Raw genomic sequence first — 22,909 nt, 5'->3', positions numbered from 1 at the left:
TCTCGACTCGAGGCCGGGCTGTCGGTGCACTTCCGCAATCCCAAGCCACCCGAAACAGTGGGTGACGAAGTCAGATTTGCGGCCGTGCGCTTCCCACCGACGCTTTCTCCCTAACGAACTAAAGGGTTTCTAGTCACTCGACTGGCCAGGATCGTCCGTGTGAGTCACTCACAACGCTGGCTCGAGAGTTTCGAGGGGTTTATTTATCCGCCCGGAAAAAGACCGATTGCGAAGGAGGGCTCGTAGATCAGCGGTAGATCATCCCCCTGGCACGGGGAAGGCCGCGGGTTCAAATCCCGCCGAGTCCACTCCTCTCGGTTCGTTTCACTCACCTCGAGCAGTGGCCTCGACGAACATCGCAAACGCTTCGCGTTTGCTCAATCCCGCCGAGTCCACTATTTTTCGGCGCGAACAAATCCGTGAGCGCCGCGAATCGTCGTCGAAGGCGGTATTTGAAGCCCTACCAGTCGCGCGCAGCGAAAGCGAGTACGCCTCCTGTACTCACATTCGTCTGACGACCGTTCTCCAGAGGTGTCTCCACAGAAGCCACGATCCCAGTCGTACGCTTTGTTCTCTGGACGGATCGCCCCCCGGAGACAGTTGGTGTCCCCAGACAGCCCCGCCTCGAGTGTCGACACACATGACCGCCGACGACCGCTCGAGCGTCGGACCCACAGCTATCGGCCCCATCGAACGACCGCAGCGGAGTGGTTAAGCGAATGTCACTCGAGCGCGGAGACTGCTCTCGAGGGGACAATCGGGCGCGTGGACACCCCTAGCCGTGGACGTCAGTTGTCTCTGGGTCGGGATCTGTGTCTGCTGATGGCTCCTGTGCTGTCTGCCTCGAGGTGCCGGGGATCGCAGCGTCATCTGGGAGGACCACGCGGCGTTCGGTGTACTCGAGGCCGTTCGCTCGCTGTGTCGTTCGCCGGACAGCGAGGCGGTTCCGCGAGAGTTCGAGAATTGCATCGATGGTTCGAGAGACGAGTTTCTTCGCGTAGCTCTCGCTGATTCCAGTTTCTTGGCGTCGGATCCAGTGTTTGAGATCGCTCGCGGTGACGTACTCGGCGACGTCTTTGCAGCCGCTGTTCCACGGATTGTCACCAACGCTCGGATCGGTGCGGGCCTGCCAGAGCGTCGCGGCTAATCGCGTCGGGAGGGAGCTTGCCGCCGAGCGGCGCATATCCTCGTCCATCCGTGCGAGTTGCTGAATCGGTAGGAGGTCGCCGTAGGCGAGGGACACGTCACCGCCGCGCTCGAGCGGGTCGGCACTCTCGGGTAGCCGGTAGTAGGCGTTTCCATCGTCCTTCTCGATGCGCTCGAGGCGTCCGTCCGCGACGGAAATCGCGTGCTCGTCGACTGAGTCTACACGGAGATGTGCCCCTTTCTCGAGTTCGCGTGACTGGAGTTCGGCGATGCGTTCCTTGTTTGCAGTCGCTTTCTTGCATGCTGCGTTGGCGAGACTCTCAAGGCGGTCGGTGGTGGTTTCCAGGCGCGACGTTTTGGTCTCGAGATCCGCGACACGCTGTTGGAGGTCCGCAACGGTGTCAGTGAGTTGGTCACGGTCAGCTTCGAGCCGGTCGCGGTCGGCCTCGAGTCGGTCCGTTTTGCGCTCGAGTCGCTGGATGCGCTCGTCTTTGTGCTCGAGTTTCGTTTCGAGTCGCTCGAGGCGTTCGTGAAGCTGCTCGAGGTCGCCGTCACTACGGTCCGGCATAGGTACCTCCGGTTTGTCCGGGCTGATTGTCCAGGTGGACAGCGAGGTTCGAAATGGATTGCCTGCTGGTTTCTCGCCACCCGCCACCGTGACGTTCGTGGGTGATCCGGCGCGCGTCGTCACCATCGGCTGCGTTCGCGTTCGTCGCCGGAACGTACGTCACGCGCTGACGACGGCCGTCCATCGTCGTATACGTGATCGTGAGTTCGAACGCGCGGGCGGCGGGTGTGTCCCGACCGCCGTCGGTTACCAGCCGCGGATCGGCAGCGACGCGCTCGAGGGTGGCGACACAGGCGCGGCAGTAGTAGCCAGCGGGCGCGGCGACTGCCTTCCAGTTTGGACAGCCCGGCGTGTCGCAGGAATAGAGTCGGTGGGTTCGGGTAGGATGTGCTCGAGCGCTCGCACTCGAGCGACAGGCGGGCTGGGTGCGGTGGGCGTCGTCGCCGTCCGGGGTCGCGTCGCACGCGCAGCGAGCGTCAGAGCTTTTGGATGGCGATGCCTCGTGGCGTGTGTGGGGTGTACTCCCCACGGAAGCTTCGGAGTTCATGCGTGATCGACGGAGCTACCTTCTGGGCGGCGCTGGCACGCCGCCCGGTCTCACAGACCGACACAAGTCATCTTCAGGCGAATTGATAGCTCCCTACAAAACTCTAATGTCCTAGAGTTGCATAAATGTACTGCTGTGTCTAAGAGGTACTATTCGAGGCAAATAGGAATCTGTACGGCATAAAGGGTATTTGAATGCGAAAATCTGGATCATGGATGACGATTTGGGATGATCGTATACTCGAGTACATTCGTGAGGAAGAATCTGGATCGCCGAAGAAACTCAAAGAGAGTGGATATGTGAGAGTCTCTAAATCACATATCTCTCGCCGTCTCAGAACACTTGCAGAATATGGTCTATTGAATCATCTCGGGAATGGTGTTTATGTGATTACAGATTGTGGCGAGGCCTATCTCAATGGGGAATTGGATACGAGTGAAGATGCATCGGAATCTTCCTTTAATGTATTAGATGAGAACAATAACGGGGAATAATGATTCGATCATGTTGCGTGACAGAACGCCCCAAGAAAACAGCAATGTAGATGTAGCAATTCGGTGATTACAGTACGGTAGTACCTCAATTGATAACAAAATCTCCTCAAAGATAGACTTCACAGCCGTTAGTACAAAGGTATTATAAACTTCAGATATAGGATTATATGAGAATGTATTGGCAAATAGGGTTTTTCGAATGGATTCTTAAGTGGAGTGATGTACTGTTGATGGCTGGTTCACTCCTCTTATCAGGTGCTCTCGTATATTTCTATAAACAGATGCATGATGTGCAAAAAATGCAAGCCAATATCCAAGATCGACAAACAAAGTTAATCAAATCTCAAACAGAAATCAGTCGAGCTAATCACGAACCAAAATTACGTCACACCAACATCTCGTTCGGTAACCGAGACCAGATCAAATTAACTCTCGAAAACATTGGAAACGGAATCGCAACTGATCTAACTTTAACCTGCGTCTTAGTAACCGAGAACGAATATTATAGAATAGAACCAGTGCCGAATTCACTTTTTTATATCGGCGATTCAGTTAGCGATCAGTACCGAAGTTTGACACCTGGTGAAAAGGAGAAATTCAATGCACATCTATTCCTGAGTCTCAGAAGCAATAGATTCTCAGATACCCGTTCGTGGTTTACAACTGCCACTGGAAAGTTACATCACACTGGAACAAAATCTGCTACAGTTCGATTAATTCTTCAGTATAAGAACATTCTCGGAGACATTCAATCAGAAGAGATTATTTCTGCCCCATTCATGGTTCATGGGTCAACCTCAATAGAAAATGCTCTACAAAACTCAATGGATCCTGTCGCAGAATCTGTTCCATATAAAAATCCAAACGCACCAATAGACTTGAATCATCTTGGTCAAAGAGAACCTCCTGCTAAGCTTGATGAAATCGATATTTCATTCAATTCAATTGATATGATCTTGAAGCATAACTTATCTCTTGATATCGAATTACCAGAGGAACTAGGGTGTGAAGTTACGAGGAATGGACGAACGGTAAAATCATTTACAACTGACCAGACACTATCTTTTAATGGTAACAATAACGACCATTTAGAACACGGTGATCTCGTCCATGTGTTTGGTTGTGATGGGGATGATAGCTGGCAAGTAGATATTATTGGAGCAGGGGATCATCCCCCAGAAGGACCAAAGCATGCCTCAATACTACAACGTCAAATGAAGTTAAGTTAAGTACTATTCAGACACACCACAATCATATTTTATATTGTTTGGAGAGGCATCCACTCTTGTCGTAAAACCTTGCAGTCAAATCTACATATATTAATTATATCTATTCAGAAATATAAATCCTATCAAACAGATTTATCTCCGATACGTAATATGCTGTGCATCATGACTCGAATGACCGCTGAACGATTTTTCGGCGGGAAAGACCATCGGATTGAGAATCTTCACTCGACGCTTCGATTTGTCTCGAGGCAAACCCCTACAGAACACGAGCTAACCAACTGGCTACTTGAGAATACGTCCGCTGGCTCGGAATCAACTATCTCGAAAAACATCTCTTTTCTCGAGTCGATTGATCTGCTCGAGCACACGCCTGAGGGCTACGAGCCAACGAACAAGGGCGAGGCCTTCTGGAGACACGACGAACCGCTCGTGATGTATGAAGGGCTCGCAACGGCTGTTGACGGATTTCGGGAAATCGCTCGAGCGATTCCGAATGGCCATCGAACGATCACGGAGATTCAAGAGCAACTCCAAGACGCCTATCCCGATCACGTGCTCCCAAACGATGTCGTCACGCGTCATCTCGGGTGGCTCGAGTCCCTCAATCTGGTCACCAAACAAGACGAGAGCTATTTCATCCCAATCGAAAACGGCGAGTTCGAGGTCGGCAAGACCTACAGCCGGTGGTTCATTCACGACGTGCTCAAAGGCGGGCGATACAAGGGAATTGCGACGCCAAGCGAGCACCCGCTCATTTTCATCTTCACGGGCGACGCCGGGAGCACCTACGGCTATCAGGACGAGTTTCTCGAGGACGACACCTTCCTCTACACTGGCGAGGGAACGGAAGGCGAGATGACGATGGACGGCGGGAACGAAGCGATTCGCTCGCACAACGCAAACGGCGACGACCTCCATCTGTTCGAGAATACCGACCTGCCCTGGATCAGTACCTATCTCGGCGAGTACGAGTACGTCGGCCACCGCAGGACGGAGTTACCCGACGAGAACGGCGACCTGCGAGACGCGTTTCGGTTCGAACTGGCTCCCATCGGCGGCACGGATGTTGAACTCGAGACCACACCGACTGCACTCTCGGATCAAGAACTCTTCGAGAAGGCAACGCAGAGTTCGCCAGCAGGGACACAACCAGGCGAACCCGAGGAGACACCGACCAACTCGAGCACCAGCCGATCCTATCCTCGATCCGATATCGTCCGCAAATTCGCGCTGCGAGTCGCGGACGGCGTTTGCCAGGGCTGTGAGGAGGCGGCCCCGTTTCGAAACCCGAGTGGCGACCCCTTCCTCGAGGTGCACCACCTCACGCGCCGAAGTGACGGCGGGCCGGACGACCCGGAGAATGTGATCGCACTGTGTCCGAACTGTCATCGACGGGTGCACGAAGGCCGCGACGGTGACGAATTCAACCGCCGACTGAAAGACGAAGCTAGCGTGCGAAACAAACGCTATCGGTAAGTGTTGTTCTCGAGTGGCACCCAAACGCACTCGAGAACCTCCGTCGATGCGAACTGTTTTGCTATCGCGATGACGAGGACACAGCGGGATGGATACGGGACTCCCGAAGTCAGCAGTCAGTCGTCCGTTGCAGCAACTGGATGGCCACGAGTTCGAGCACTTCGTTGCGGACCTCTGGTCTCGTCGCGGGTGGGACACCGAGGTGACGTCCCAGTCGAGTGACAAGGGGATCGACGTCGTCGCCACGAAAACGTTCCCGTATCCGAAGAAGCTCCTCATCCAGGCGAAGCGATACGCCGAGACGAACGCCGTTTCCGGGCCTGAACTACAGACGTACGCCTCGCTGAAACAACGCGAGAACGTTGATGAAGTCGTCGTCGTCACGACGAGTGGGTTTACGAGCCAGGCCGAAACCATCGCCGACGATTTCAACATCAAACTGGTCGACGGCGAGACCCTCGAGCGACTGGTCAGAGAGATGGGTGCCGAGGATCTGGTTGCGACCTACGCGGACGGGACCGATATCTCGAGTCACGCATATACCGAATCCATCAGTGCGTTCGACTCGAGCGAGCCGACGACTGTCGTTGCCGAGTGCGACCTTTTCAGGGCGACGCTCGTCGGCTACGAGTGGGTAACGTCGTCGGACCCCGACGTGATCGAGCCGACCGAATTCGACGGACCGTTCTTCGCGTTCGAACTCACGAATCTCGTCGACTATGATCTCGTGCTCCATCCGTGGGAAGATTTCACCGTCTACGACGATACCGGGCAGTCCTACACTCAGTCACTCGGCTTCTCGCGGAACAGTTTCTTTCCGGGTGACTGGCAGGTCGCACAACCCCGAATTCCCGCTGCGGGAACAGCAAAATTCGTCTTCTACGTCGGCGGCGTCAACAGCGCCGTCTCCAGAGTCCGATTCCGGAACACCACGCATCTCCTTCTCGAGGAGTACGACCGGGAGGCAGACGGGATCTCGAGGGCGGATTTACTCCAGAAGGTGGAGTGGATGCTGTACCTCTCCGAAGCGCAAAAAGACGCGCTGCCAGGGCTTCCGCCGGAGTTGGCAGCTGCGGTCAAGTGAGACGGACTGTTGTCCCCTGGTCGCGCTGATCCCCGACCCTGTTCCGGTGTTTGTAGGAAGTGACTATACTCGGCGAGATTGCACACTCGCGTTCTGCGCCTTTGAGGGCAAATTAGTGCTGAAACACCCCTTCAGTCAGACCTGTCCACGGTCGGTTGACCGAGTGGCGCTGGGACTCCACAGCGTCGTTCCAAGATGGCGATGCCCACGCCGAACTGACGTCGATGTTCTCGTCATACTGACTGTCAGTGGGTACTATATGATCCGAGCCAGTGTTGGTGCAAACAATATGGACTCGAGTGCGCCTCGAGACGACGACCAAATACAGTCTGGCGACGGCGTGGAACTCCCTGGCACCGAGTTCGCGATTCCGGACGACGTCACGCCAGTTTCGGAACGTATGCCACAGGCCGACCCTCCGCACGTCCTCGAAATCGGCGACGGTGAGCGAGTCGAATCCGCAACCGCGTGGCGCGAACAGCGCCGACCACGACTGAAAGCGCTTCTCCGACAGTATGTCTACGGCTACGCGCCGCCGGCTCCAAGGCGGCGCTTCGACGTCGACGAAGTACACGAGTCCGTGTTCGCCGGAGCCGCGACGCTGAAACGGATCGCCATTCGATTCCCGGACCTCCCCCAAGCGGCCCCCGAAATCCGCCTCGCCTTATTCGTTCCCACGGAAACCGAGACACCGAACCCAGCCGTGTTCGGGCTCAATATGGCCGGGAATCACACGGTCGCAGATATTTCTCACCTGTCCGTCCCAGCATGGGCTCGAGAGCGCGAAACTGCGGCCGAACATCTCCTCGAGCGGGGGGAGCGGGCGGACTACTGGCAGGTCCGGGAGACAATTGATCGCGGGTACGCGTTCGCGACGGCGTGCACCTGGGATATTCACCCGGATACCCCTGAGATGGGACTCACGAAGTACTGCTGGCACCACCACGGGGATGTCCCAGGGGCGCTTCGAGGCGGCGCACTCGCAGCGTGGGCGTGGGGAATCAGCCGCTGCGTCGAGTACCTGCTCGAGGATCCCGACATTCGAGACGACGCTATCGCCGCGTTCGGACACTCTCGAGCGGGGAAAGCGACCCTGCTGGCGGGTGCACTCGATGAGCGAATCGCCCTGGTGATCCCACACCAATCCGGGACGGCGGGCGTTGCACTCTCCCGCCGCGAAGCGACGGCCTCGAGCGGGGAGACGGTTGAACAGATCGCGACTGCGTTCCCCCACTGGTTCAACGGGTACTATCCGATGTTCGCTACGGACGTGGGTCGGTTCCCAATCGATCAGCACCACCTCGTCGCGCTCGTTGCACCTCGAGCAATTCTGGCGACGGAAAGCACGCCCGAGGCGGATGCCTGGACGAATCCGAACGCTGCACGGCTGTCAATTCGACGCGCGAGCACGGTGTGGGACCTGCGTGAGGATCAGACCCTGAGTGACGACGAGGTCTCTCAGGAGGGTGGCTCGATTCCGGACGACGCCCCGCCGATTCTGCACTATCGGCGTGACGCCGAGCACACGATGACGCCGGAGTACTGGGAGGCAGTGTATGACTTTGCGGACCAGCATCTCGAGCACGGATCAACTCCATCCAGATAGCACGGACCGACAACGCCTGAATAGCACGCTCGAGCGCGATGACCAGTCTATTCGGTCACCGGGGTCTCGAGCGATCCATGAACTGCCGAAGCGGCCATGTTTATAAATCAGAACGTCCCTGATCAGTGAACAATCAGTGAATCGCCCAGTAGCATTATCACGAAGTATGGTGACTAGTCACATATGGTTGGCCGACTCGTTGCACTGTTCGTTTTCGTGTTGCTCGTGGTCTTTCTCGTCGCTGGACCGACGTTCGCCGAAGTAACAGCCGCGGGTGTGTGTGAGTTTGCCCCGGCGCTCGAGTGCTAACCCGTCTATAACAGCAGAGACACGATAGCGAGGACGACGAAAATCAACACCAACCACTTTGCAATTGCCATTGTGAATCCAGCAACGCCGGTCGCGCCCAGTGCCCCTGCGATGATTGCGATGACGAAGAACAGTATTGCAAGTTCTAACATACCTCTAGTAGAGAGCCGACAGTGGATAGGGATTTGGCCTGAATACGCCGCCGAGAGGCACCGAATCCAGTGGTTTCGACACGTGAGGGACTGTACGGTCCTCGAGATATTCCGCTGGACAGAGCAGACGCTCCGAAATCGGAAAGCGCACAGAAACTCCACCCACCCACACTGCAGTCGTCCTCGAGTTGCTACTCGTTGAGATGTGATCGGTAGCCTTTGGGCTCGAAGCCGCGCCGGCAGATGACGCGTTTTCGCCCCACGGTAATGGCACTGATTTGGTCGTCGTCTTCCATGCGGTCGATGACGGCCGAAAGGCGCTCATCTGCCCAGCCTGTTTCTTCGCGGACGGTCGCTTCATCGACGCGGCCGCCGCGTTTGACGAGCAAGCGCAGGATTTTGTCGTCGTCTTTGAGATCGCGTTCGTCGACGCCATACTCGATCTCTTCGGCATAGCTCAGCGTCTGATCGTCGCTTGATTCATCGGTCGGTTCTTCGTCTGTCGTTGTGGACTCAGCTGTCGTCTCCCCGGTCGAGTCGGTTGACCAGAGAGAAGCGAGGCGAGCCCGAAGTGCACTCAGTACCATGGTTGGGGTGTTATCGAGTCAATCAATCCCAGACTGTCGTTACGATACTCTTCTGTCTCATCGGTTATATTTGTGCTGCTGGCACGTCGGGAGTGGGGACCGTCAGTAAATCGTGACTGCAGCCATCTCAAAGGACACCCACCTTGCACGCCGCAAGTCCATTCCAGTCGTCCTTGCTGAGATGTCACGGATCGTCTGTGACAAATCATAGCGTATGGCGGGTATTACGGACGATTTCGTCGACATCGTACGCATCTTCACTTTTGTCGAAGATGACAGTCTCGTTCACCCGGACGACAAAAACACCATCGGTACCCGTTGTTAGCGTGACCGCCTCGAGGTCGTCCCCGAACGTCGTCAACAGCGCGTGCTGGACGTCTTCTGCTCGTGACAAAAACCCACATGGGACGCAGTATTCGATTTCAACCGTTGCCATACATGAGTGTTCAGCGTCACTGTACAAATCACTCAGGGTTGGCCGCAGGCGGTGACAGCCATTCGAACGGATTACAGCTCGGTCGGAGCCGCATTGTCGGCGCAATAGCGCTCGAGGAGGGTCTCAAGTGTGTCGTGGGTACTCGTCGTGTGGGGTGCGGTCAGCGGGCTGATACTGATTCGGCCTTCGGCGACGGCTCGGCGGTCGGTCCCATCGGGATCGGGAATCGTCTCGGGGTCCATCGACTCCCAGACGCGGTCATGAAGGTGAATCCGCTCGCCGTTTTGTTCGGCGTCCATCTCGTAGCGCTGTGACGGGCGCGTGACCTCGACCGGTGCTGGCTCGCCGTTAGCCACGGGGACGTTGACGTTGAGATACGCCGCGTGATCAAAGACACCGGACTCGAGGGTGTTGTCGGCGAGATACGAGGTGATACGAGTTGCTTCGGCGTAGTCGTCGACGCTGAGATCGACTGCATCGAGGTCGTCGCCATCGACGGGGACGTACATCGAAGTTGCAATCGCTGGGATATCGAAGAAGGCGGCTTCGACGGCGGCGCTGATCGTTCCCGAGCGTCCAAGAAGGTACTCGCCCAGATTTGCACCCTTGTTACAGCCAGCGACGACAAGATCTGGTTTCGGGCCGAGTTCGGCCAGCCCGGCGATAACACAGTCAGCGGGCGTGCCATGCACCGCGTAGCCGAGTTCGTGCTCGGAGACGTCGACCTCGTGAGACATCGAGCGCCCGCAGGCGCTTTGATCGGTCGCCGGGGCGACGACGGTTACGTTCGCATGCGACGCGAGCGTGTCGTGGAGGGCACGGATACCCGTGCTATCGATCCCGTCGTCGTTCGTCAGGAGAATCTCGAGGGTCATACCGAGTGGGTTAGAGGCTGGTGCGAAAAGCCCACCGCTTTGTGGTGTGATAGCTGTCACCGACGGACTGTCTTCGTCCGGCGGTCACATGATGTGGTCGACGATAGTCTCTTCGTCGACGACCAGATTGTACGCCTGCTCGTCATCGTTCCAGAGGACGAGAATCTGCTCGAACGAAAGGAGGGCTCCGTAGTCCGCCTCGAGCAGTGGGCGGTTGAGCGAGGTTTCGTTCGTGAGGACGGCGTAGTGGTCGATTGACTCGCTGCCGTCGCTGATTTTGAAAACGGGATTCGACCGTGACTGGCCGTAGTCGTCGTCATCAGCGCTTAGTGAGTGACTGAGTTTTGCTGCGGTGAGGTCGATCCGATTCGTGACGTGGCGGTCCATTTCGGCCATTTTCGCCCAGTCGCTGGTCTCGAGTGCAATGTCGATCCGCCGGGTGCCATCGAGGCGCAACAGCGACGCGGAGTACTGCACGTCGACGTTGACGAACTCGCCGGGTGCGTGGTCCTCGTCGTGTTCAGGCGTTGCCTCGTCGAGTTTGCGCTGGAATTCCGGCACCTCGAGGTCCGGGCGGACGTCGAACGACCAGCCGCGATCCGAGGGGCGCTCGCCCGGCCAGAGCCGGACGGTCGGGCTGTAGACCGTAACGGTACCGCGTCGGTGCTGTCGTCGGACGTCGGCGTCGGTCTGGTCACTGGCCTCGCCGCCACCCACCTCCTCGTCGTCGAACACCGACTGTGTGAGCAGGCGTTCGTCTTCGAGCGTGCGCTCGAGGTCGCGCAGTTGGACGCTTGTGTTCTTGTCTGCGGGGGCAATCGCAACCAGCGTGCCATCGGGTGCGAGCAACTCGAGATAGTCCCGGAGCACGGCCTCGGGGTCTGTGAGTTCGCTTAAGACGTTACACGCGAGGATCAGATCGAAGCCGTCGTCGGCTGCGGTCGGATCGAACGGTGTGGCTGCGTCCGTCTGTTCGCCTCGCGTGACGGTCGCCGGATCGAACGCCTCGGCGGTCGTTCGGTGGACCGACGTGTGGACGTTCCGGCCGGTTTCCGGCAGGAGGTCCTCGAGGATGTCGGCGGCCGAACTTGGCTCGAGTGCGTGATACTCGAGCAAGGCGTCATCAGGGAGGTAGTCTGCAAGTCCGAGGGCGGGGCCGCCGACGCCGGCACCGACATCGAGGACGCGCATCGTCCGATCCAATAGGCCGCGGTCAGCGAGATCCTCGAGTGCGTACTGGATGGCAGCGTAGTAGGCAGGCAGATGGTATATCGCGTAGCCTGCGGCGACGTCTTCGGTGTACTCGACGGCGCGGCGCTCGAGATAGCTGGATTTGAATCGACGGATAGTCGACCGCAGGAGGTCGCCCGTTGCGTCCTCGTGCCAGTTGACGCCGTACTGGTCGACGAGGAACTCCTCGAGGGCGTCCGCATATGTCGACGGGAACGTAGTGACGGGCCGCAGGTTCGGTCGAATCGGCTCCTCGGGGACGGGTTCGAAGGTGCCATCCTCGCGTTCGATCAGGCCGAGGTCGACCGCATCCTCCCGGAGGTGCTGGCGAACGACCGCGGGGTGTGGGTTCCCCTCGACGTACTCGCAGATCTCGTCGGGATCGATTGGTCGGACGTTGCGCAGATACTTCGCGTTGGATCGGATCGCCTCTCGCTGGTCGCTCATAGTGAATCAGTGTCGGCTTCGTGCCACGTCCGCGTCGCTTCGTCGTACAGCGCCTCGAGTTCGGCGCTGTCGGCGTCGGCAACGCTCGCGGCTGCGTCGGCGACGGCGTCGGCTCCTGCAAACGTCTCCTGAATGTCGGCATAGACTCGCGGCGTGCCGCCGGTCATCTGCTCGGCGAGTGTCGACAGTTGGTCATAGATCGGCGTCTCGAAGCCATCTGGCACGGGTTCGGCGGCGAGTGCAAACGAAAGGACAGCCGCGTGGGTTGCCGCCTGGACCGTCTCCATTGCTTCGTCGTGTTCCGTCGCCGTCGTCTCGAGGAGGCTGTTACCACGGGCCTCGAAACTCGCGAGAAGTGCCTCGGTCACTGGCCCAGATTCGTCGCGGACGACAGCGATTGAGCCCGGTGCGCGCTCGGGCGCAAACAGCGGATGCAGGCTCACACGCTCTCGATCTGGGGCGTGTTCGGCCATCGCCTCGAGTGCAGGTCCCATCACACCTGAAACGTCGACGACGGCCTCGGTGGCCCGATCAGCGTGGGCAGCGATTGCATTGGTGACGTGGACCATCGGGACTGCCAAACAGACTAGATCGTACGCTGGCTCGAGTCCGGGTAGCCCCTCATCTGTCGGCTCGAGTGACACAGCGGTTGCGTTGGGAACGGTCTCGGCGGCCGCGACGGCGGCGTCAGAATCGACATCGGCAAACGTCACCGACGCGTCGACGGCGCGCCCGACCCACGTCCCCATTGCCCCCGCGCCGACGATCAGTACGTCCATCACCCTGTGGTAGCCACCGCCGTTGCAAAAGCCGTTCGATCAGATACGTCGGTCTCTCCCTCTCGCCGTCGGCTGTGATCGACACCAGGCAATGTGGGATGTTACCGACCGCCAAATAATAACTCATCGGGACGCATACAGTCACTATGGGAGCGTCCGACCGCCCAACGTTTGCGTCCGATGCCAGCCGCCAAATCTACGAGTACGTCGAGCGCCACGGCACCGTCGACCGCGACAAACTCCTCGAGTTCGTTGCACTGCCCGCCGGCGAGTTTCGGACCCACCTCGAGGGGTTGATCTCCGACGGCTATCTCGAGGAAGATGACGGGACGTTGCGGATTGCCGTCGAGTTCGGCGCAGTCGAGGAGTACGACATCGACGACCTCGAGTTCACGATTCGGCCGGCACATCACGACGATTTTGACGGGCTGATCGAGACGATTCGAGATGTGACCGCCGCCGAGACGTACGTCGTCGCAGAGAGCATCGCGGAGGAGTTGCTCTACGAAAACGCGATCATGCGCCACAATTCCGTCCGCTCACGGATGTTCTTCGTCGCGACGGTCGAGGGCGAAGTCGTCGGCTGGACCCACCTCGAGTTACCACAGATTGATCGTCTTCAGGGGACGGCTCAACAGACTGTCGGCGTTCGCCAGGCCTACCAGGGCCACGGCATCGGAAGCACCCTCCTCGAGCGCGGCATCGAGTGGGCCGAAGCCAACGGGTTCCGGAAGGTGTACAACAGCGTTCCAGTCACCAACGAGCACGCGCTCGCGTTCCTGGCTCATCGCGGGTGGGACACCGAGGCGATCCGGCGAGACCACTACGTCGTCGGTGACGAGCTGGTCGACGAGGTGATGATGGCGCGGGAGTTGTGAGGCTCCCCGCCTGGACAGCATGTAAGGCTGTGTACTCTTATCCGGTCGACCCGAACACCAGTCATGACACGGATCGGCATCGTCGGCGCTGGTGCAGCCGCCGCAGCCGCCACTGACGCCCTCGAGCGACGAGACGCGGAGACAGCGATCACCGTTCTCGAGAAATCCGGCGGTGTCTGCGGTCGAGCGGCAACGCGACGACGAGAGGACGTGACCTACGACTACGGCGCAAACTACGTCACAGACGATGACGAGCGCGTGACGGAACTGCTGACAGAGACACTCGAGACCGAGGGGCTCGTCGATATCGGCGACCCCATCTGGACGTTCGACAGCAACGGAGACATTTCGGAGGGAAGAGACGCGGACGACCATAAGTGGACCTACCGCGAGGGGCTGACCCAGATCGCAAAGCGATTGTTCGCGCGCACGGACGCCGAGGTTCAGCTCCGAACGCGAGTCGAGCGGATCGACCGAGTCACCGCTGGTGCGGACGGCGACTCGCCCACTTGGGTTCTCGAGGATGACACCGGCGAGACGTGGGGGCCGTTCGACCGATTGCTGCTCACCCCGCCAGCGCCACAGACGGCCGAGTTGCTCCGCTCAGGTGAGTGGGGCGACCGCGACGGACTCCGGGCGGACCTCGTCGACGCCATCGACGACGTCTCCTACCGATCCGTCTGGACCGGCATCTTCCACTATCCGTTCGAACTCGAGGTGCCCTACTACGCGCTGGTCAACACCGACAAAGCTCACGAGATTGGCTGGGTCGCCCGCGAAGAGTGCAAGCCGGGACACGTCCCAGATGGCGACTCGCTGCTCGTCGTTCAGGCGAATCACGAGTGGTTCGTTGCTCACATCGACGAGCCACCGGCCGAGACGCTCGAGAAACTGGCCACCCTCACGGCCGACTTACTCGAGGACGACCGCCTAACCGACCCAGAGTGGACGGACCACCAGGGGTGGCGCTATGCGTTGCCCGAGGATGGCGTCGATTCGGACCCGCTTCGGGCAGCCGAAACCGAGGGCTTGTACTGTCTCGGCGACTGGGTCGCCGGCGAGGGTCGCCTCCACGCTGCGCTTCGATCCGGTCTCGAGGTCGGTGAGCGACTCTCACTCGAGCCGTAATTCATGACGATATAGACTTCGAGACCTGGCGGTACTGGCCCTGTCACTCGAATCTCCGGGGGCCGTCACTCGAACACCAACATGTATTGGCCGGCTTCTTATTACCGCTGCTCCACTTTTCCAGATAATCGATCCTCGTTGCCCTCATGAGCCAGCCTCTTCAGTCCACACAATCCGACGTCCTCGACCTCGAGAGTCCACTTGATGCGCTCCAGCAAAGTCCGCAGTTCAACGGCCCGGTCGAGTCGCCCAACGGCGAGTTCTGCAACGATCACTTCGCATTGATCTACGAGAGCAGAGACGAGCAGTTCGCGGCTGCGGTGCCGTTTATCCAGCAGGGCCTCGAGCGCGGCGAACACTGCCTGTACGTCCTTGACGAGGCTTCGGAGCCAGCGGTCCGAGACGCCCTTCAATCGGGCGGGATCGACGTCGATGACGCCGTCGAATCCGGTGCGCTCGCGTTTGCAACCATTCAGGAGACCTATCTCGAGAACGGGTCGTTCGACGCCGACGAGATGATGGACCACTACGCCGAGCGCATCGAGGCAGCTACTGCGGAGTTCGAGGCGTTGCGACTGGCCGCCGAGATGGACTGGATCCTCGAGGCCGATGTCTCGACTACGGAGTGTATGGCCTACGAGAGCAAGGTTAACGCCCTCTTCGACAACAGAGACGCGATTGCGGTCTGTCAGTACAACCGCGAGGCGTTCCCGCCGGGTGTTCTCTGCGACGTTATCCGAGTCCATCCCCACCTCATCTACGACAGCACGGTCTGTCACAACTTCTACTATACGCCGCCCGAAGAGTTCTGCGAGGGCGGGCGCTCCTCGAAATACGAACTCGAGCGGATGCTCGGAACGCTGCTCGACCGAAGCAAAGCCAAGAGTGCGCTTCAGGAGCGCGAACAGTACCTGCAGCGACAGAACCAGATCACCGCGGATCCTGATCGGGCCTTTGAAGACAAACTGCAGGCGCTGTTCGACCTAGGATGCGAGCGATTTAACCTCGAGATCGGCGGAATGGCCTTCGTCGACGTCGACAGCGACTGGTTCAAACTCGAACACGTCAGCACCGACGAGCACGAACACTTCCAGACCGATATCGAACTCCCGCTCTCGGAGACGTACTGTACTGCCGCCACTGATATCCAGTCCGTTGGCAGCGTCACGAGTCCCGAATCAGATGGCTACGATGACATCACCGTGTATCAAGAGTTTGGCATCCAGACCTATTTCGGGGCCTACATCGGCGTCGACGGCGGCACTGATCGCACGTTCTTCTTTCTCGATTCTGACTCCCGGTCCGAGCCGTTTACCGCCGACGAGAGCGCCTTCCTCCAGTCAATGAGCCAGTGGGTGAAGTACGAACTCGAGCAACACCAGCGCGAGCGCGAACTCGAGCGGACGGTCGACCGCCTCGAGACCTCGAACGAACGACTCGAGCAGTTCGCCTACGCCGCCTCCCACGACCTGCAGGAACCGCTGCGGATGGTCTCGAGTTACCTGCAACTGATCGACCGACGCGCCGACCTCGACGCGGACACCGAGGAGTTTCTCGAGTTCGCCGTCGACGGCGCTGATCGCATGCGCGAGATGATCGACGGCTTACTCACGTACTCCCGAATCGAAACCCGAGGCAAGCCGTTCGAGCCAGTCGAACTCGCGGACGTGTTTGCAGATGCCTGCGAGAACTTACAGTTCAAACTCGAGGGCAGCAATGCGCAACTGTCGGTTGGATCGCTTCCGCGTGTCGAGGGCGATCCCACTCAGCTCCGGCAAGTGTTCCAGAATCTGCTGTCGAACGCGGTGAAGTATGCGGGTCAGCAGCCGCCACGTATCGAGGTCACAGCACGCAAAGACGGAACCCAGTGGGTGATTTCAGTCCACGACGAGGGAATCGGAATCCATCCCGATGACCAGGATCAGATCTTCGAGATTTTTGATCGACTCCACAGTCGGTCCGAGTACGACGGTGCGGGAATCGGACTCGCACTGTGTGAGCGAATCGTCGAGCGCCACGGCGGCCAGATCTGGGTCGATTCCGACGTCGGTGAGGACTCGACGTTCTCGTTTACACTGCCAGCGACGACGGACCAGTAAGCGCCGGGGACGTTCGAGGAGCCGAAACCGACCACGTTGACCGTTACTCGGCGACGGGCTCGAGTCCGATCCGATACTCAGTCAGATTCTCGTAGCCGTCCTCGGTGACGACGACTAAGTCCTCAATACGGATGCCACCGACTGCGGGGTCGTAGATCCCCGGTTCAATAGAGATCACGTGACCAGCCTCGAGTTCGCCGCCGACGGGCGAGACGCTCGGTTGCTCGTGAATGTCGAGGCCGACGCCGTGGCCGGTGCTGTGGATAAAGCCGGTATCGGTGCTCGGATCGCTTCGCAGGGTTTCGTAACCCGCTTTCTCGATCACGTCACAGGCGACGCCATGGACTTCCGAACCGGTGACGCCGGCTTCGACAGTCTCGAGAGCAGCCTCGAAGGCGTCGTGGGTCACGTCGTAGCGGCGTCTGGCTTCCTCTCCCGGATCGCCACGGGCGAACGTGCGCGTCATGTCGCCGAAGTAGCCGGTGTCCTTGTCGCGCGGGAAGATGTCGATCACGATGAGTTCGTCCGCAGAGAGCGGGCCACTCCCGCGGTCGTGTGGGTCGGCACCGTCCTCGCCGCAGGCGACGATGGTTTCGTCGAGCCCGCAGCCGTGGTTCAAGAGCGTGATTTCGATTTCCTCGGTGACGCGCTCGCTCGTCAGCGTCTCGCCGTCGTGGACGAGCGTGCCGTCCTCGTCCACGTCGGCGGTCGCGATCAGTTCCTCGGCGGTCGCCATCGCCGCCTGATTTGCTCGCTGTGTGGCCCGAATCTGGTCGACTTCCCACTCAGTTTTCGTCGCCCGAATCACCTCGACGACACCGTCGGTTTCGACAGTAACTGCGAGTCCCTGCTCGCGGAGGCCATCAGCAGTGCCGGTCGGGAAAGTCCGCGGAACAGCAATCGAGTCGACGCCGTGGTCTTCACAGAACGCTGCAATCGTCTGTATCGTTCCCTCGTAGGAGCCGTGTTCGGCGACGCGTTCCTGATACTCGTATTCCGAGCGACGCGATACCGTGTCAGCGCCAGCCTCCGAGTTTGCCCGGCCGTATTCGAGTCCCGAGACGAGTAGGTGGACCCCGTCGTCGGTAACAAGCGTCTGATACGGGTCAGGTGCGCTAAAGCCGGAGACGTAGCGCTGGTCGGAATCCGACGCGTCGTCATCGATGAGATAGCCATCGACCTCGAGCGCCTCGAGTGCGCCTCGAAGGGCCGAAAGGTCGGGATCGACGTTCATGCACATCTGTGCGGCCGGCCGACACATATAGTATTGGCTTCGCCGAATTTACACGCCGGTCTCGGGTGCATCCCCATCCTACTCGAGGGGCCGGGACATCCGTTCTCGTCCTATGGCACACTGAGATAACAGGGCGTCTCACTGGACCTGTTACAGAGCGCTACACAACTCCTGCATACTTATCAATTTTCGAGCCACTTGTTCGAGTATGCGCCGCCGTCGGCTGTTGACTGCAGGCACAATCCTTGGACTCGCTGGCTGTGTGTCGGTCCCCCAGGCCAGTTCGCCCTCGAGCGATCAGTTACTTCAGGAGGCACTCGAGACGCGTCGTACCCTCTCGACGCTCGAGACACGTCGGCGAATGGTCATGGAAACACCGACGGAGACAACCGAACGTCTCGACCGCCTCATCCAGCGCCCGCCGGGCGAACAGCGACTGGACGTCCTCGAGTCGGACGATCCCGACGTGGTACCGGGTGCCGTCTCTGTTCGGAGTCGCACACTCACCTCGGAGTACAACCCGGAGACGAACATCGTGACCGAGCGCCACCACCCAAATCGCCTCGTGATCGACCGAATGCGCCAGGTCCTCGAGTCGGTGCGGACGGAGTACGACCTCTCGTATGCCGGCCTCGAGACAGTCGATGGGCGCGAGACACACCGAATCGACGCCCACCCGGACGACGACACTATCGACGGCCGATCCATCGATCTGCTCATCGGTGAGACAGTGTATCGCATTCCGTTCGATGGGTTCTCGAGTGAGGAACTGGCCGATGCAACCGTCGAACGGTCGGTCTGGATCGACGATGAACATCGGTATCCGATTCGAGAACGCGATACTGTCTCCAGCGAAGACGGTATTCTCCACCGGGTAACGGTCACCTCCGAAGACCTCACAATTGACGGCGGCCTCGAGCAAGGAACCTTCAGGTACGACCCGCCGGCCGAGGCAGAGGTCGTCACGATTGGCACCGAACCCGAGGGTGTCTACGAGACCCGTTCCGAGGCCGCAGCCGTCGTCCCTTACGACCTTCCTGACCCGTCGATGCCCGACCCGTTTGTCCTCGACCGAGTGACCGTCGTTGAACACCCCGACGGCTACCGGACAACGCTCTGGTACACCGACCCGGATGCCGCCGGCCGAGAGCTATTCCTCGCCGTCCGAGAAACACAGCGGTTCAATCCGTCCGCCCTCGAGCAGACGACACTCGAGTTCGACGGCCAGCCAGTCTATCGCCGCGATGGTCGAATCGAGAGCCTCTTCTGGACGTGTGATGGGCTCTCGTTCGAACTCTCGAGTCCGACTGCGGACCTCGAGTTGGAGACGGTTGCAACCTCAGTTGGTTGCTCCTAACATGTCTATGACTATTATTCTGGATTGAACGTTCTATTCGGAGTCAATTCAGACGCTACTAAAAATGTCGAATATCCGGAGGGCAATATGCGCGCTGTAGGGCGACAGTACCCGCAGATATCCGTGTCAAACCACTCCTCACACTATTGTTTATTCGTCACCCGGAAAACGTTCGATGCGAAGAATATTATAGTAGTCCAAATGGTGAATTCAAGCGTGAGTTAGAAAACTAATTAGCTATTAGTGACTTTATCCTGTTTTCATCTCGATTATATTCGACAAACTCGAATTCATACTCTCCCTACTCAAATATACCTCTGAAAACATATGGCTTCTAAATGGTATCAGTCTCTAAATAGTTCGAGTTCGATCTCGTTCGTCGTGCTCACGACCAATCCAGCGAGGTCCTCCTCGAGTTTTTTACCGCTCATCTGATCGATGCTACCGGAGACGCTGACTGAGCCAACAGGGCCGTCCGCGGTCGTAATCGGGGCGGCGACACACTGGACGGACGGGAGGTGCTCGCCGCGTTCGAACGCGAGGCCGCGGTCCTGAATCGAACGCAGTTCACGACGGAGGACATCCCTCGAGTCGATGGTTTTGTCGGTCATCTTCGGCAGGCCGTTGGCGTCGATGATTGCGGTGATTTCGTTCCAGTCCATCTGCGAGAGAATTGCCTTCCCGCCCGCCGTTGCGTGGAGGTGGACGCGGTCACCGACGACTGGCAGATAGCTGTTCATGTTGGTTGTACCGCTGGTTGCGCGATAGGCGTAGACGCCGTACCCGTGCTCGACGACCATGAGATTCGTAACCGCACCGGCCGTACTACTGAGACTGTCTACGGCCGGCTTTGCGGCCTGTACGAGTTCCCGCTGACTCCGGACCTGATTCCCAATCCCGAGAAACCGCATGCTGAGCGAGTAGCTCGTGCCGTCCTTTCGCACGTACCCAAGTGACTGGAGCGTATCGAGGTGTTTGTGGACGGAACTGTTCGAAATCCCCGTTTGCTCGGACAGGTCAGTAATCCCCGCCTCGCCGAGGTCGTTCACCGCCTCGATGATCCGAAACGTCGTCGCGACGGAGCCAACGGGATAGTCCGGCTCTGACATACCCCACAGTTGGTGCCAGCCGGCATATATTTTCCTATGAGGAAAACGGTGGCTGGTTGACTCTCGAGAATTGACTCGAGATGGAACTTGACGAAACTCGCCTCACGCTTGGTATCCGTCCGGAGAACGACTCGCTCAGCGACCTTGGATCGAAAAACACCGTCGATGCAGCAGTCGAGGTCGTCGAACTCGTCGGCTCTGACACCCACATCCACCTCGAGATCGGTGAGTCGTTCATCGCTCGTGTCGATTCGGACATCCAACCCGAGGTTGGCGAGACGATATCGATCACGTTCGACGAGGACAACATCCATCTGTTCTCCCAAGAGACGGGCGACGATATTCTCGCGGACAAACAGGAACGAGAGAAGGCAACGGCTGCGTCGCTGTCGTAATCGCTTACATTACAGTCTCTGACCCAATTACTCGACAATTTGTTTTCTTGTCTGGTGCTGTTCGACCGAGCAGTCACCCCTCGCCCAGCGGTGAGGTATATTTATATTAGACGAGGCTAATCGTTAGCAACACATGCACTCACGTTTCCGACAGCGTAGCCACTCTCTGGTCACGCTCGAGTGGACTGAGTCAGGCCGACAGTCGGCCATCAACCGCTGTTCCGACTACACAACGCATACAAACAACTGATCCATGTCCGAAATCGTCGATTATGACCTGTACGAAGTACCGCCACGATGGCTCTTTTTGCGCATCGAAACAAGTGACGGCCTCGTCGGCTGGGGTGAACCAGTCGTCGAAGGTCGCGCTGCAACCGTCCGAACGGCCGTCGAAGAACTGATGGATAACTACCTGATCAGCAAGGACCCATCACGGATCGAAGACCACTGGCAGACGATGTATCGCGGTGGCTTCTACCGTGGCGGGCCGATCCTGATGAGCGCAATCGCCGGCATCGATCAGGCACTCTGGGACATCAAAGGCAAACGCTTCGGCGCGCCAGTCCACGAACTCCTCGGTGGTCGCGCTCGAGATCGCATCCGCGTCTACCAGTGGATCGGTGGCGACCGCCCCTCCGAAGTCGGCGACGCAGCCGCCGAAAAGGTCGATAACGGCTTTACCGCCCTGAAGATGAACGGCACCTCGGAACTTCGCCGCGTCGACAATCCGGCTGCCGTCGAGAACGCCGTCAACCGCCTCCGAGAGGTTCGAGAACGTGTCGGCCCAGAGATCGACATCGGCGTCGACTTCCACGGCCGCGTCTCGAAGCCGATGGCCAAACGACTCGCAAAAGCGCTCGAGCCCTACGAACCCTTCTTCATCGAGGAACCCGTTTTGCCAGAACACAACGACGAACTCGGTGATATCGCCCAGCATACGACGATTCCAATCGCGACGGGCGAGCGGATGTACTCCCGCTGGGACTTCAAAGAGATCTTCGAGAGCGGCGCGGTAGACGTGATCCAGCCGGATCTCTCGCATGCGGGTGGCATTACGGAGGTCAAAAAGATCGCCGCGATGGCCGAAGCCTACGATGTTGCACTCGCCCCACACTGTCCGCTCGGTCCAATCGCACTCGCCTCATGTGTCCACGTCGATACCATCTCGCCAAACGCACTGATTCAGGAACAAAGCCTGGACATCCACTATAACGAGACCAGCGACGTCCTCGATTACCTCGAGAACAAGGACGTCTTCCAGTACGAGGATGGGTATATCGAGGTGCCGACCGATCCGGGTCTCGGTATCGAAATCGACGAAGACTACGTCACACAGCAAGCAGAGAAGAACGTCAACTGGCACAACCCTGTCTGGCGCAGCGAAGACGGGAGCGTCGCAGAGTGGTAAGCTGCCGGAATCGCATCGCACGGGTGAGAACGGAGCCAGTTCGAACGGTGGCCGGACCCGACTCAGCGGACAGACAGCAATCATCACCGGGTCGACTCGCGACATTGGAGCGGGTATCGCCGGCCGATTCGCCAGCGACAACGTTGCGTCATCACCGACTCGTCGATTCTCGTCGACGGGGCCGATCAGTCGTGATGCAAGACGAGGACCTCCGTGCGTACAAACAGACGGTGCAATAACCGGTCCACGATGAGACGGACCGCCGCCTCTTGACCCACACTCTGTGCTCGAGAAAGAAATTTGTGAGCGACTTGTTTAGTATCCTTTATTCCCTCT

The 22,909-nt window shown here is 58.7% G+C and carries 22 protein-coding genes and 1 tRNA gene; 13 read left to right on the top strand and 10 right to left on the bottom strand.

Going from position 1 to position 22,909, the window contains the following annotated elements; translation table 11 throughout:
* Positions 1-236: 236 nt before the first annotated feature.
* Positions 237-308: transfer RNA gene (locus tag B2G88_RS04885), tRNA-Ala, on the top strand.
* Between the two features lie 467 nt (positions 309-775).
* Here the strand turns inward: B2G88_RS04885 and B2G88_RS04880 are convergent.
* Together B2G88_RS04880 and B2G88_RS04875 are read right to left on the bottom strand one after the other, a co-directional pair.
* Complete coding sequence (locus B2G88_RS04880; RefSeq protein ID WP_087714122.1) at positions 776-1,714, bottom strand: hypothetical protein; 939 nt, start codon at positions 1,712-1,714, stop codon at positions 776-778.
* Positions 1,701-2,261 (bottom strand): hypothetical protein, encoded by a 561-nt coding sequence (locus B2G88_RS04875; protein ID WP_087714121.1) that lies wholly within the window; start codon positions 2,259-2,261, stop codon positions 1,701-1,703. The genes B2G88_RS04880 and B2G88_RS04875 overlap by 14 nt, the downstream gene beginning before the upstream one ends.
* Positions 2,262-2,455: 194 nt before the next feature.
* Here B2G88_RS04875 and B2G88_RS20165 point away from each other — a divergent pair, with 194 nt between their 5' ends.
* From B2G88_RS20165 to B2G88_RS20050, 6 genes are all read left to right on the top strand, one after another.
* Entirely contained in the window at positions 2,456-2,755 is a 300-nt protein-coding gene (locus tag B2G88_RS20165; protein ID WP_087714120.1) for a helix-turn-helix domain-containing protein, read from the top strand.
* A gap of 230 nt (positions 2,756-2,985) precedes the next feature.
* Positions 2,986-3,984, top strand: coding sequence for a COG1361 family protein (locus B2G88_RS19020; protein ID WP_140408820.1), 999 nt, complete (start codon positions 2,986-2,988; stop codon positions 3,982-3,984).
* A 162-nt stretch (positions 3,985-4,146) separates the two neighbouring features.
* Positions 4,147-5,460: an HNH endonuclease gene (locus B2G88_RS04865; protein ID WP_087714119.1), complete on the top strand. Its 1,314-nt coding sequence runs from the start codon at positions 4,147-4,149 to the stop codon at positions 5,458-5,460.
* A gap of 88 nt (positions 5,461-5,548) precedes the next feature.
* Positions 5,549-6,544, top strand: coding sequence for a restriction endonuclease (locus tag B2G88_RS04860; RefSeq protein ID WP_087714118.1), 996 nt, complete (start codon positions 5,549-5,551; stop codon positions 6,542-6,544).
* Between the two features lie 289 nt (positions 6,545-6,833).
* Entirely contained in the window at positions 6,834-8,150 is a 1,317-nt protein-coding gene (locus tag B2G88_RS04855; RefSeq protein ID WP_140408819.1) for a glucuronyl esterase domain-containing protein, read from the top strand.
* A 183-nt stretch (positions 8,151-8,333) separates the two neighbouring features.
* On the top strand, positions 8,334-8,459 hold the full coding sequence (locus B2G88_RS20050) for a hypothetical protein (protein WP_281253836.1): 126 nt from the start codon (positions 8,334-8,336) through the stop codon (positions 8,457-8,459).
* A gap of 5 nt (positions 8,460-8,464) precedes the next feature.
* Here the strand turns inward: B2G88_RS20050 and B2G88_RS04850 are convergent, their stop codons facing one another.
* The 6 genes from B2G88_RS04850 to B2G88_RS04825 all read right to left on the bottom strand — a co-directional run bounded on the left by B2G88_RS04850 (position 8,465) and on the right by B2G88_RS04825 (position 12,965).
* Positions 8,465-8,611 carry a DUF1328 domain-containing protein gene (locus B2G88_RS04850; protein ID WP_087714117.1) on the bottom strand — a complete coding sequence of 49 codons (147 nt, stop codon included), beginning with the start codon at positions 8,609-8,611 and terminating at the stop codon, positions 8,465-8,467.
* A 191-nt stretch (positions 8,612-8,802) separates the two neighbouring features.
* Positions 8,803-9,198, bottom strand: coding sequence for a helix-turn-helix transcriptional regulator (locus tag B2G88_RS04845; protein ID WP_054862846.1), 396 nt, complete (start codon positions 9,196-9,198; stop codon positions 8,803-8,805).
* A gap of 205 nt (positions 9,199-9,403) precedes the next feature.
* Positions 9,404-9,634, bottom strand: a complete 231-nt coding sequence (locus B2G88_RS04840) for a SelT/SelW/SelH family protein (RefSeq protein WP_054862845.1) — start codon at positions 9,632-9,634, stop codon at positions 9,404-9,406.
* 71 nt (positions 9,635-9,705) lie between these two features.
* Positions 9,706-10,509, bottom strand: coding sequence for a 5'/3'-nucleotidase SurE (surE, locus tag B2G88_RS04835; RefSeq protein WP_054862844.1), 804 nt, complete (start codon positions 10,507-10,509; stop codon positions 9,706-9,708).
* A gap of 84 nt (positions 10,510-10,593) precedes the next feature.
* Positions 10,594-12,186, bottom strand: a complete 1,593-nt coding sequence (locus tag B2G88_RS04830; protein ID WP_087714116.1) for a small ribosomal subunit Rsm22 family protein — start codon at positions 12,184-12,186, stop codon at positions 10,594-10,596.
* Positions 12,183-12,965 carry a prephenate dehydrogenase/arogenate dehydrogenase family protein gene (locus tag B2G88_RS04825; RefSeq protein WP_054862843.1) on the bottom strand — a complete coding sequence of 261 codons (783 nt, stop codon included), beginning with the start codon at positions 12,963-12,965 and terminating at the stop codon, positions 12,183-12,185. The genes B2G88_RS04830 and B2G88_RS04825 overlap by 4 nt, the downstream gene beginning before the upstream one ends.
* 146 nt (positions 12,966-13,111) lie before the next feature.
* Between B2G88_RS04825 and B2G88_RS04820 the strand changes: the two genes are divergently transcribed.
* The 3 genes from B2G88_RS04820 (at position 13,112) to B2G88_RS04810 (ending at position 17,070) form a co-directional block, all read left to right on the top strand.
* The gene (locus B2G88_RS04820) at positions 13,112-13,843 is read left to right on the top strand and encodes a GNAT family N-acetyltransferase (protein ID WP_087714115.1); all 732 of its coding nucleotides are present in this window, start codon (positions 13,112-13,114) and stop codon (positions 13,841-13,843) included.
* A gap of 63 nt (positions 13,844-13,906) precedes the next feature.
* On the top strand, positions 13,907-14,971 hold the full coding sequence (locus B2G88_RS04815; RefSeq protein WP_087714114.1) for an NAD(P)/FAD-dependent oxidoreductase: 1,065 nt from the start codon (positions 13,907-13,909) through the stop codon (positions 14,969-14,971).
* Positions 14,972-15,117: 146 nt separating this feature from the next.
* Positions 15,118-17,070 carry an MEDS domain-containing protein gene (locus tag B2G88_RS04810; protein ID WP_087714113.1) on the top strand — a complete coding sequence of 651 codons (1,953 nt, stop codon included), beginning with the start codon at positions 15,118-15,120 and terminating at the stop codon, positions 17,068-17,070.
* Between the two features lie 43 nt (positions 17,071-17,113).
* On the opposite strand, the gene B2G88_RS04805 is transcribed toward B2G88_RS04810, so the two are convergent.
* Entirely contained in the window at positions 17,114-18,304 is a 1,191-nt protein-coding gene (locus tag B2G88_RS04805) for a M24 family metallopeptidase (RefSeq protein ID WP_054862842.1), read from the bottom strand.
* Positions 18,305-18,512: 208 nt separating this feature from the next.
* On the opposite strand from B2G88_RS04805, the gene B2G88_RS04800 reads away from it, so the two are divergent.
* Positions 18,513-19,661: a LolA family protein gene (locus B2G88_RS04800; RefSeq protein WP_087714112.1), complete on the top strand. Its 1,149-nt coding sequence runs from the start codon at positions 18,513-18,515 to the stop codon at positions 19,659-19,661.
* Positions 19,662-20,005: 344 nt separating this feature from the next.
* On the opposite strand, the gene B2G88_RS04795 is transcribed toward B2G88_RS04800, so the two are convergent.
* A complete protein-coding gene (locus B2G88_RS04795) occupies positions 20,006-20,770 on the bottom strand; it encodes an IclR family transcriptional regulator (RefSeq protein WP_087714111.1) in 765 nt (254 codons plus the stop codon).
* 80 nt (positions 20,771-20,850) lie between these two features.
* Here B2G88_RS04795 and B2G88_RS04790 point away from each other — a divergent pair, with 80 nt between their 5' ends.
* Entirely contained in the window at positions 20,851-21,165 is a 315-nt protein-coding gene (locus B2G88_RS04790; protein WP_054862840.1) for a TOBE domain-containing protein, read from the top strand.
* 253 nt (positions 21,166-21,418) lie between these two features.
* Positions 21,419-22,573, top strand: coding sequence for a galactonate dehydratase (gene dgoD, locus B2G88_RS04785; protein WP_087714110.1), 1,155 nt, complete (start codon positions 21,419-21,421; stop codon positions 22,571-22,573).
* Positions 22,574-22,909: the final 336 nt, after the last annotated feature.

The organism is Natronolimnobius baerhuensis (genome assembly GCF_002177135.1).
Taxonomy (GTDB): domain Archaea; phylum Halobacteriota; class Halobacteria; order Halobacteriales; family Natrialbaceae; genus Natronolimnobius; species Natronolimnobius baerhuensis.
The sequence above is the reverse complement of the archived record's forward strand: the minus strand, read 5'-3'. Positions and strand labels throughout refer to the sequence as shown.

Coding starts and splice junctions, on each gene's coding strand:
- B2G88_RS04880 (WP_087714122.1), bottom strand. CDS start 1,714: ATGCCGGACCGTAGTGACGGCGACCTCGAGCAGCTTCACGAACGCCTC.
- B2G88_RS04875 (WP_087714121.1), bottom strand. CDS start 2,261: ATGAACTCCGAAGCTTCCGTGGGGAGTACACCCCACACACGCCACGAG.
- B2G88_RS20165 (WP_087714120.1), top strand. CDS start 2,456: ATGCGAAAATCTGGATCATGGATGACGATTTGGGATGATCGTATACTC.
- B2G88_RS19020 (WP_140408820.1), top strand. CDS start 2,986: ATGGCTGGTTCACTCCTCTTATCAGGTGCTCTCGTATATTTCTATAAA.
- B2G88_RS04865 (WP_087714119.1), top strand. CDS start 4,147: ATGACTCGAATGACCGCTGAACGATTTTTCGGCGGGAAAGACCATCGG.
- B2G88_RS04860 (WP_087714118.1), top strand. CDS start 5,549: ATGGATACGGGACTCCCGAAGTCAGCAGTCAGTCGTCCGTTGCAGCAA.
- B2G88_RS04855 (WP_140408819.1), top strand. CDS start 6,834: ATGGACTCGAGTGCGCCTCGAGACGACGACCAAATACAGTCTGGCGAC.
- B2G88_RS20050 (WP_281253836.1), top strand. CDS start 8,334: ATGGTTGGCCGACTCGTTGCACTGTTCGTTTTCGTGTTGCTCGTGGTC.
- B2G88_RS04850 (WP_087714117.1), bottom strand. CDS start 8,611: ATGTTAGAACTTGCAATACTGTTCTTCGTCATCGCAATCATCGCAGGG.
- B2G88_RS04845 (WP_054862846.1), bottom strand. CDS start 9,198: ATGGTACTGAGTGCACTTCGGGCTCGCCTCGCTTCTCTCTGGTCAACC.
- B2G88_RS04840 (WP_054862845.1), bottom strand. CDS start 9,634: ATGGCAACGGTTGAAATCGAATACTGCGTCCCATGTGGGTTTTTGTCA.
- surE (WP_054862844.1), bottom strand. CDS start 10,509: ATGACCCTCGAGATTCTCCTGACGAACGACGACGGGATCGATAGCACG.
- B2G88_RS04830 (WP_087714116.1), bottom strand. CDS start 12,186: ATGAGCGACCAGCGAGAGGCGATCCGATCCAACGCGAAGTATCTGCGC.
- B2G88_RS04825 (WP_054862843.1), bottom strand. CDS start 12,965: ATGGACGTACTGATCGTCGGCGCGGGGGCAATGGGGACGTGGGTCGGG.
- B2G88_RS04820 (WP_087714115.1), top strand. CDS start 13,112: ATGGGAGCGTCCGACCGCCCAACGTTTGCGTCCGATGCCAGCCGCCAA.
- B2G88_RS04815 (WP_087714114.1), top strand. CDS start 13,907: ATGACACGGATCGGCATCGTCGGCGCTGGTGCAGCCGCCGCAGCCGCC.
- B2G88_RS04810 (WP_087714113.1), top strand. CDS start 15,118: ATGAGCCAGCCTCTTCAGTCCACACAATCCGACGTCCTCGACCTCGAG.
- B2G88_RS04805 (WP_054862842.1), bottom strand. CDS start 18,304: ATGAACGTCGATCCCGACCTTTCGGCCCTTCGAGGCGCACTCGAGGCG.
- B2G88_RS04800 (WP_087714112.1), top strand. CDS start 18,513: ATGCGCCGCCGTCGGCTGTTGACTGCAGGCACAATCCTTGGACTCGCT.
- B2G88_RS04795 (WP_087714111.1), bottom strand. CDS start 20,770: ATGTCAGAGCCGGACTATCCCGTTGGCTCCGTCGCGACGACGTTTCGG.
- B2G88_RS04790 (WP_054862840.1), top strand. CDS start 20,851: ATGGAACTTGACGAAACTCGCCTCACGCTTGGTATCCGTCCGGAGAAC.
- dgoD (WP_087714110.1), top strand. CDS start 21,419: ATGTCCGAAATCGTCGATTATGACCTGTACGAAGTACCGCCACGATGG.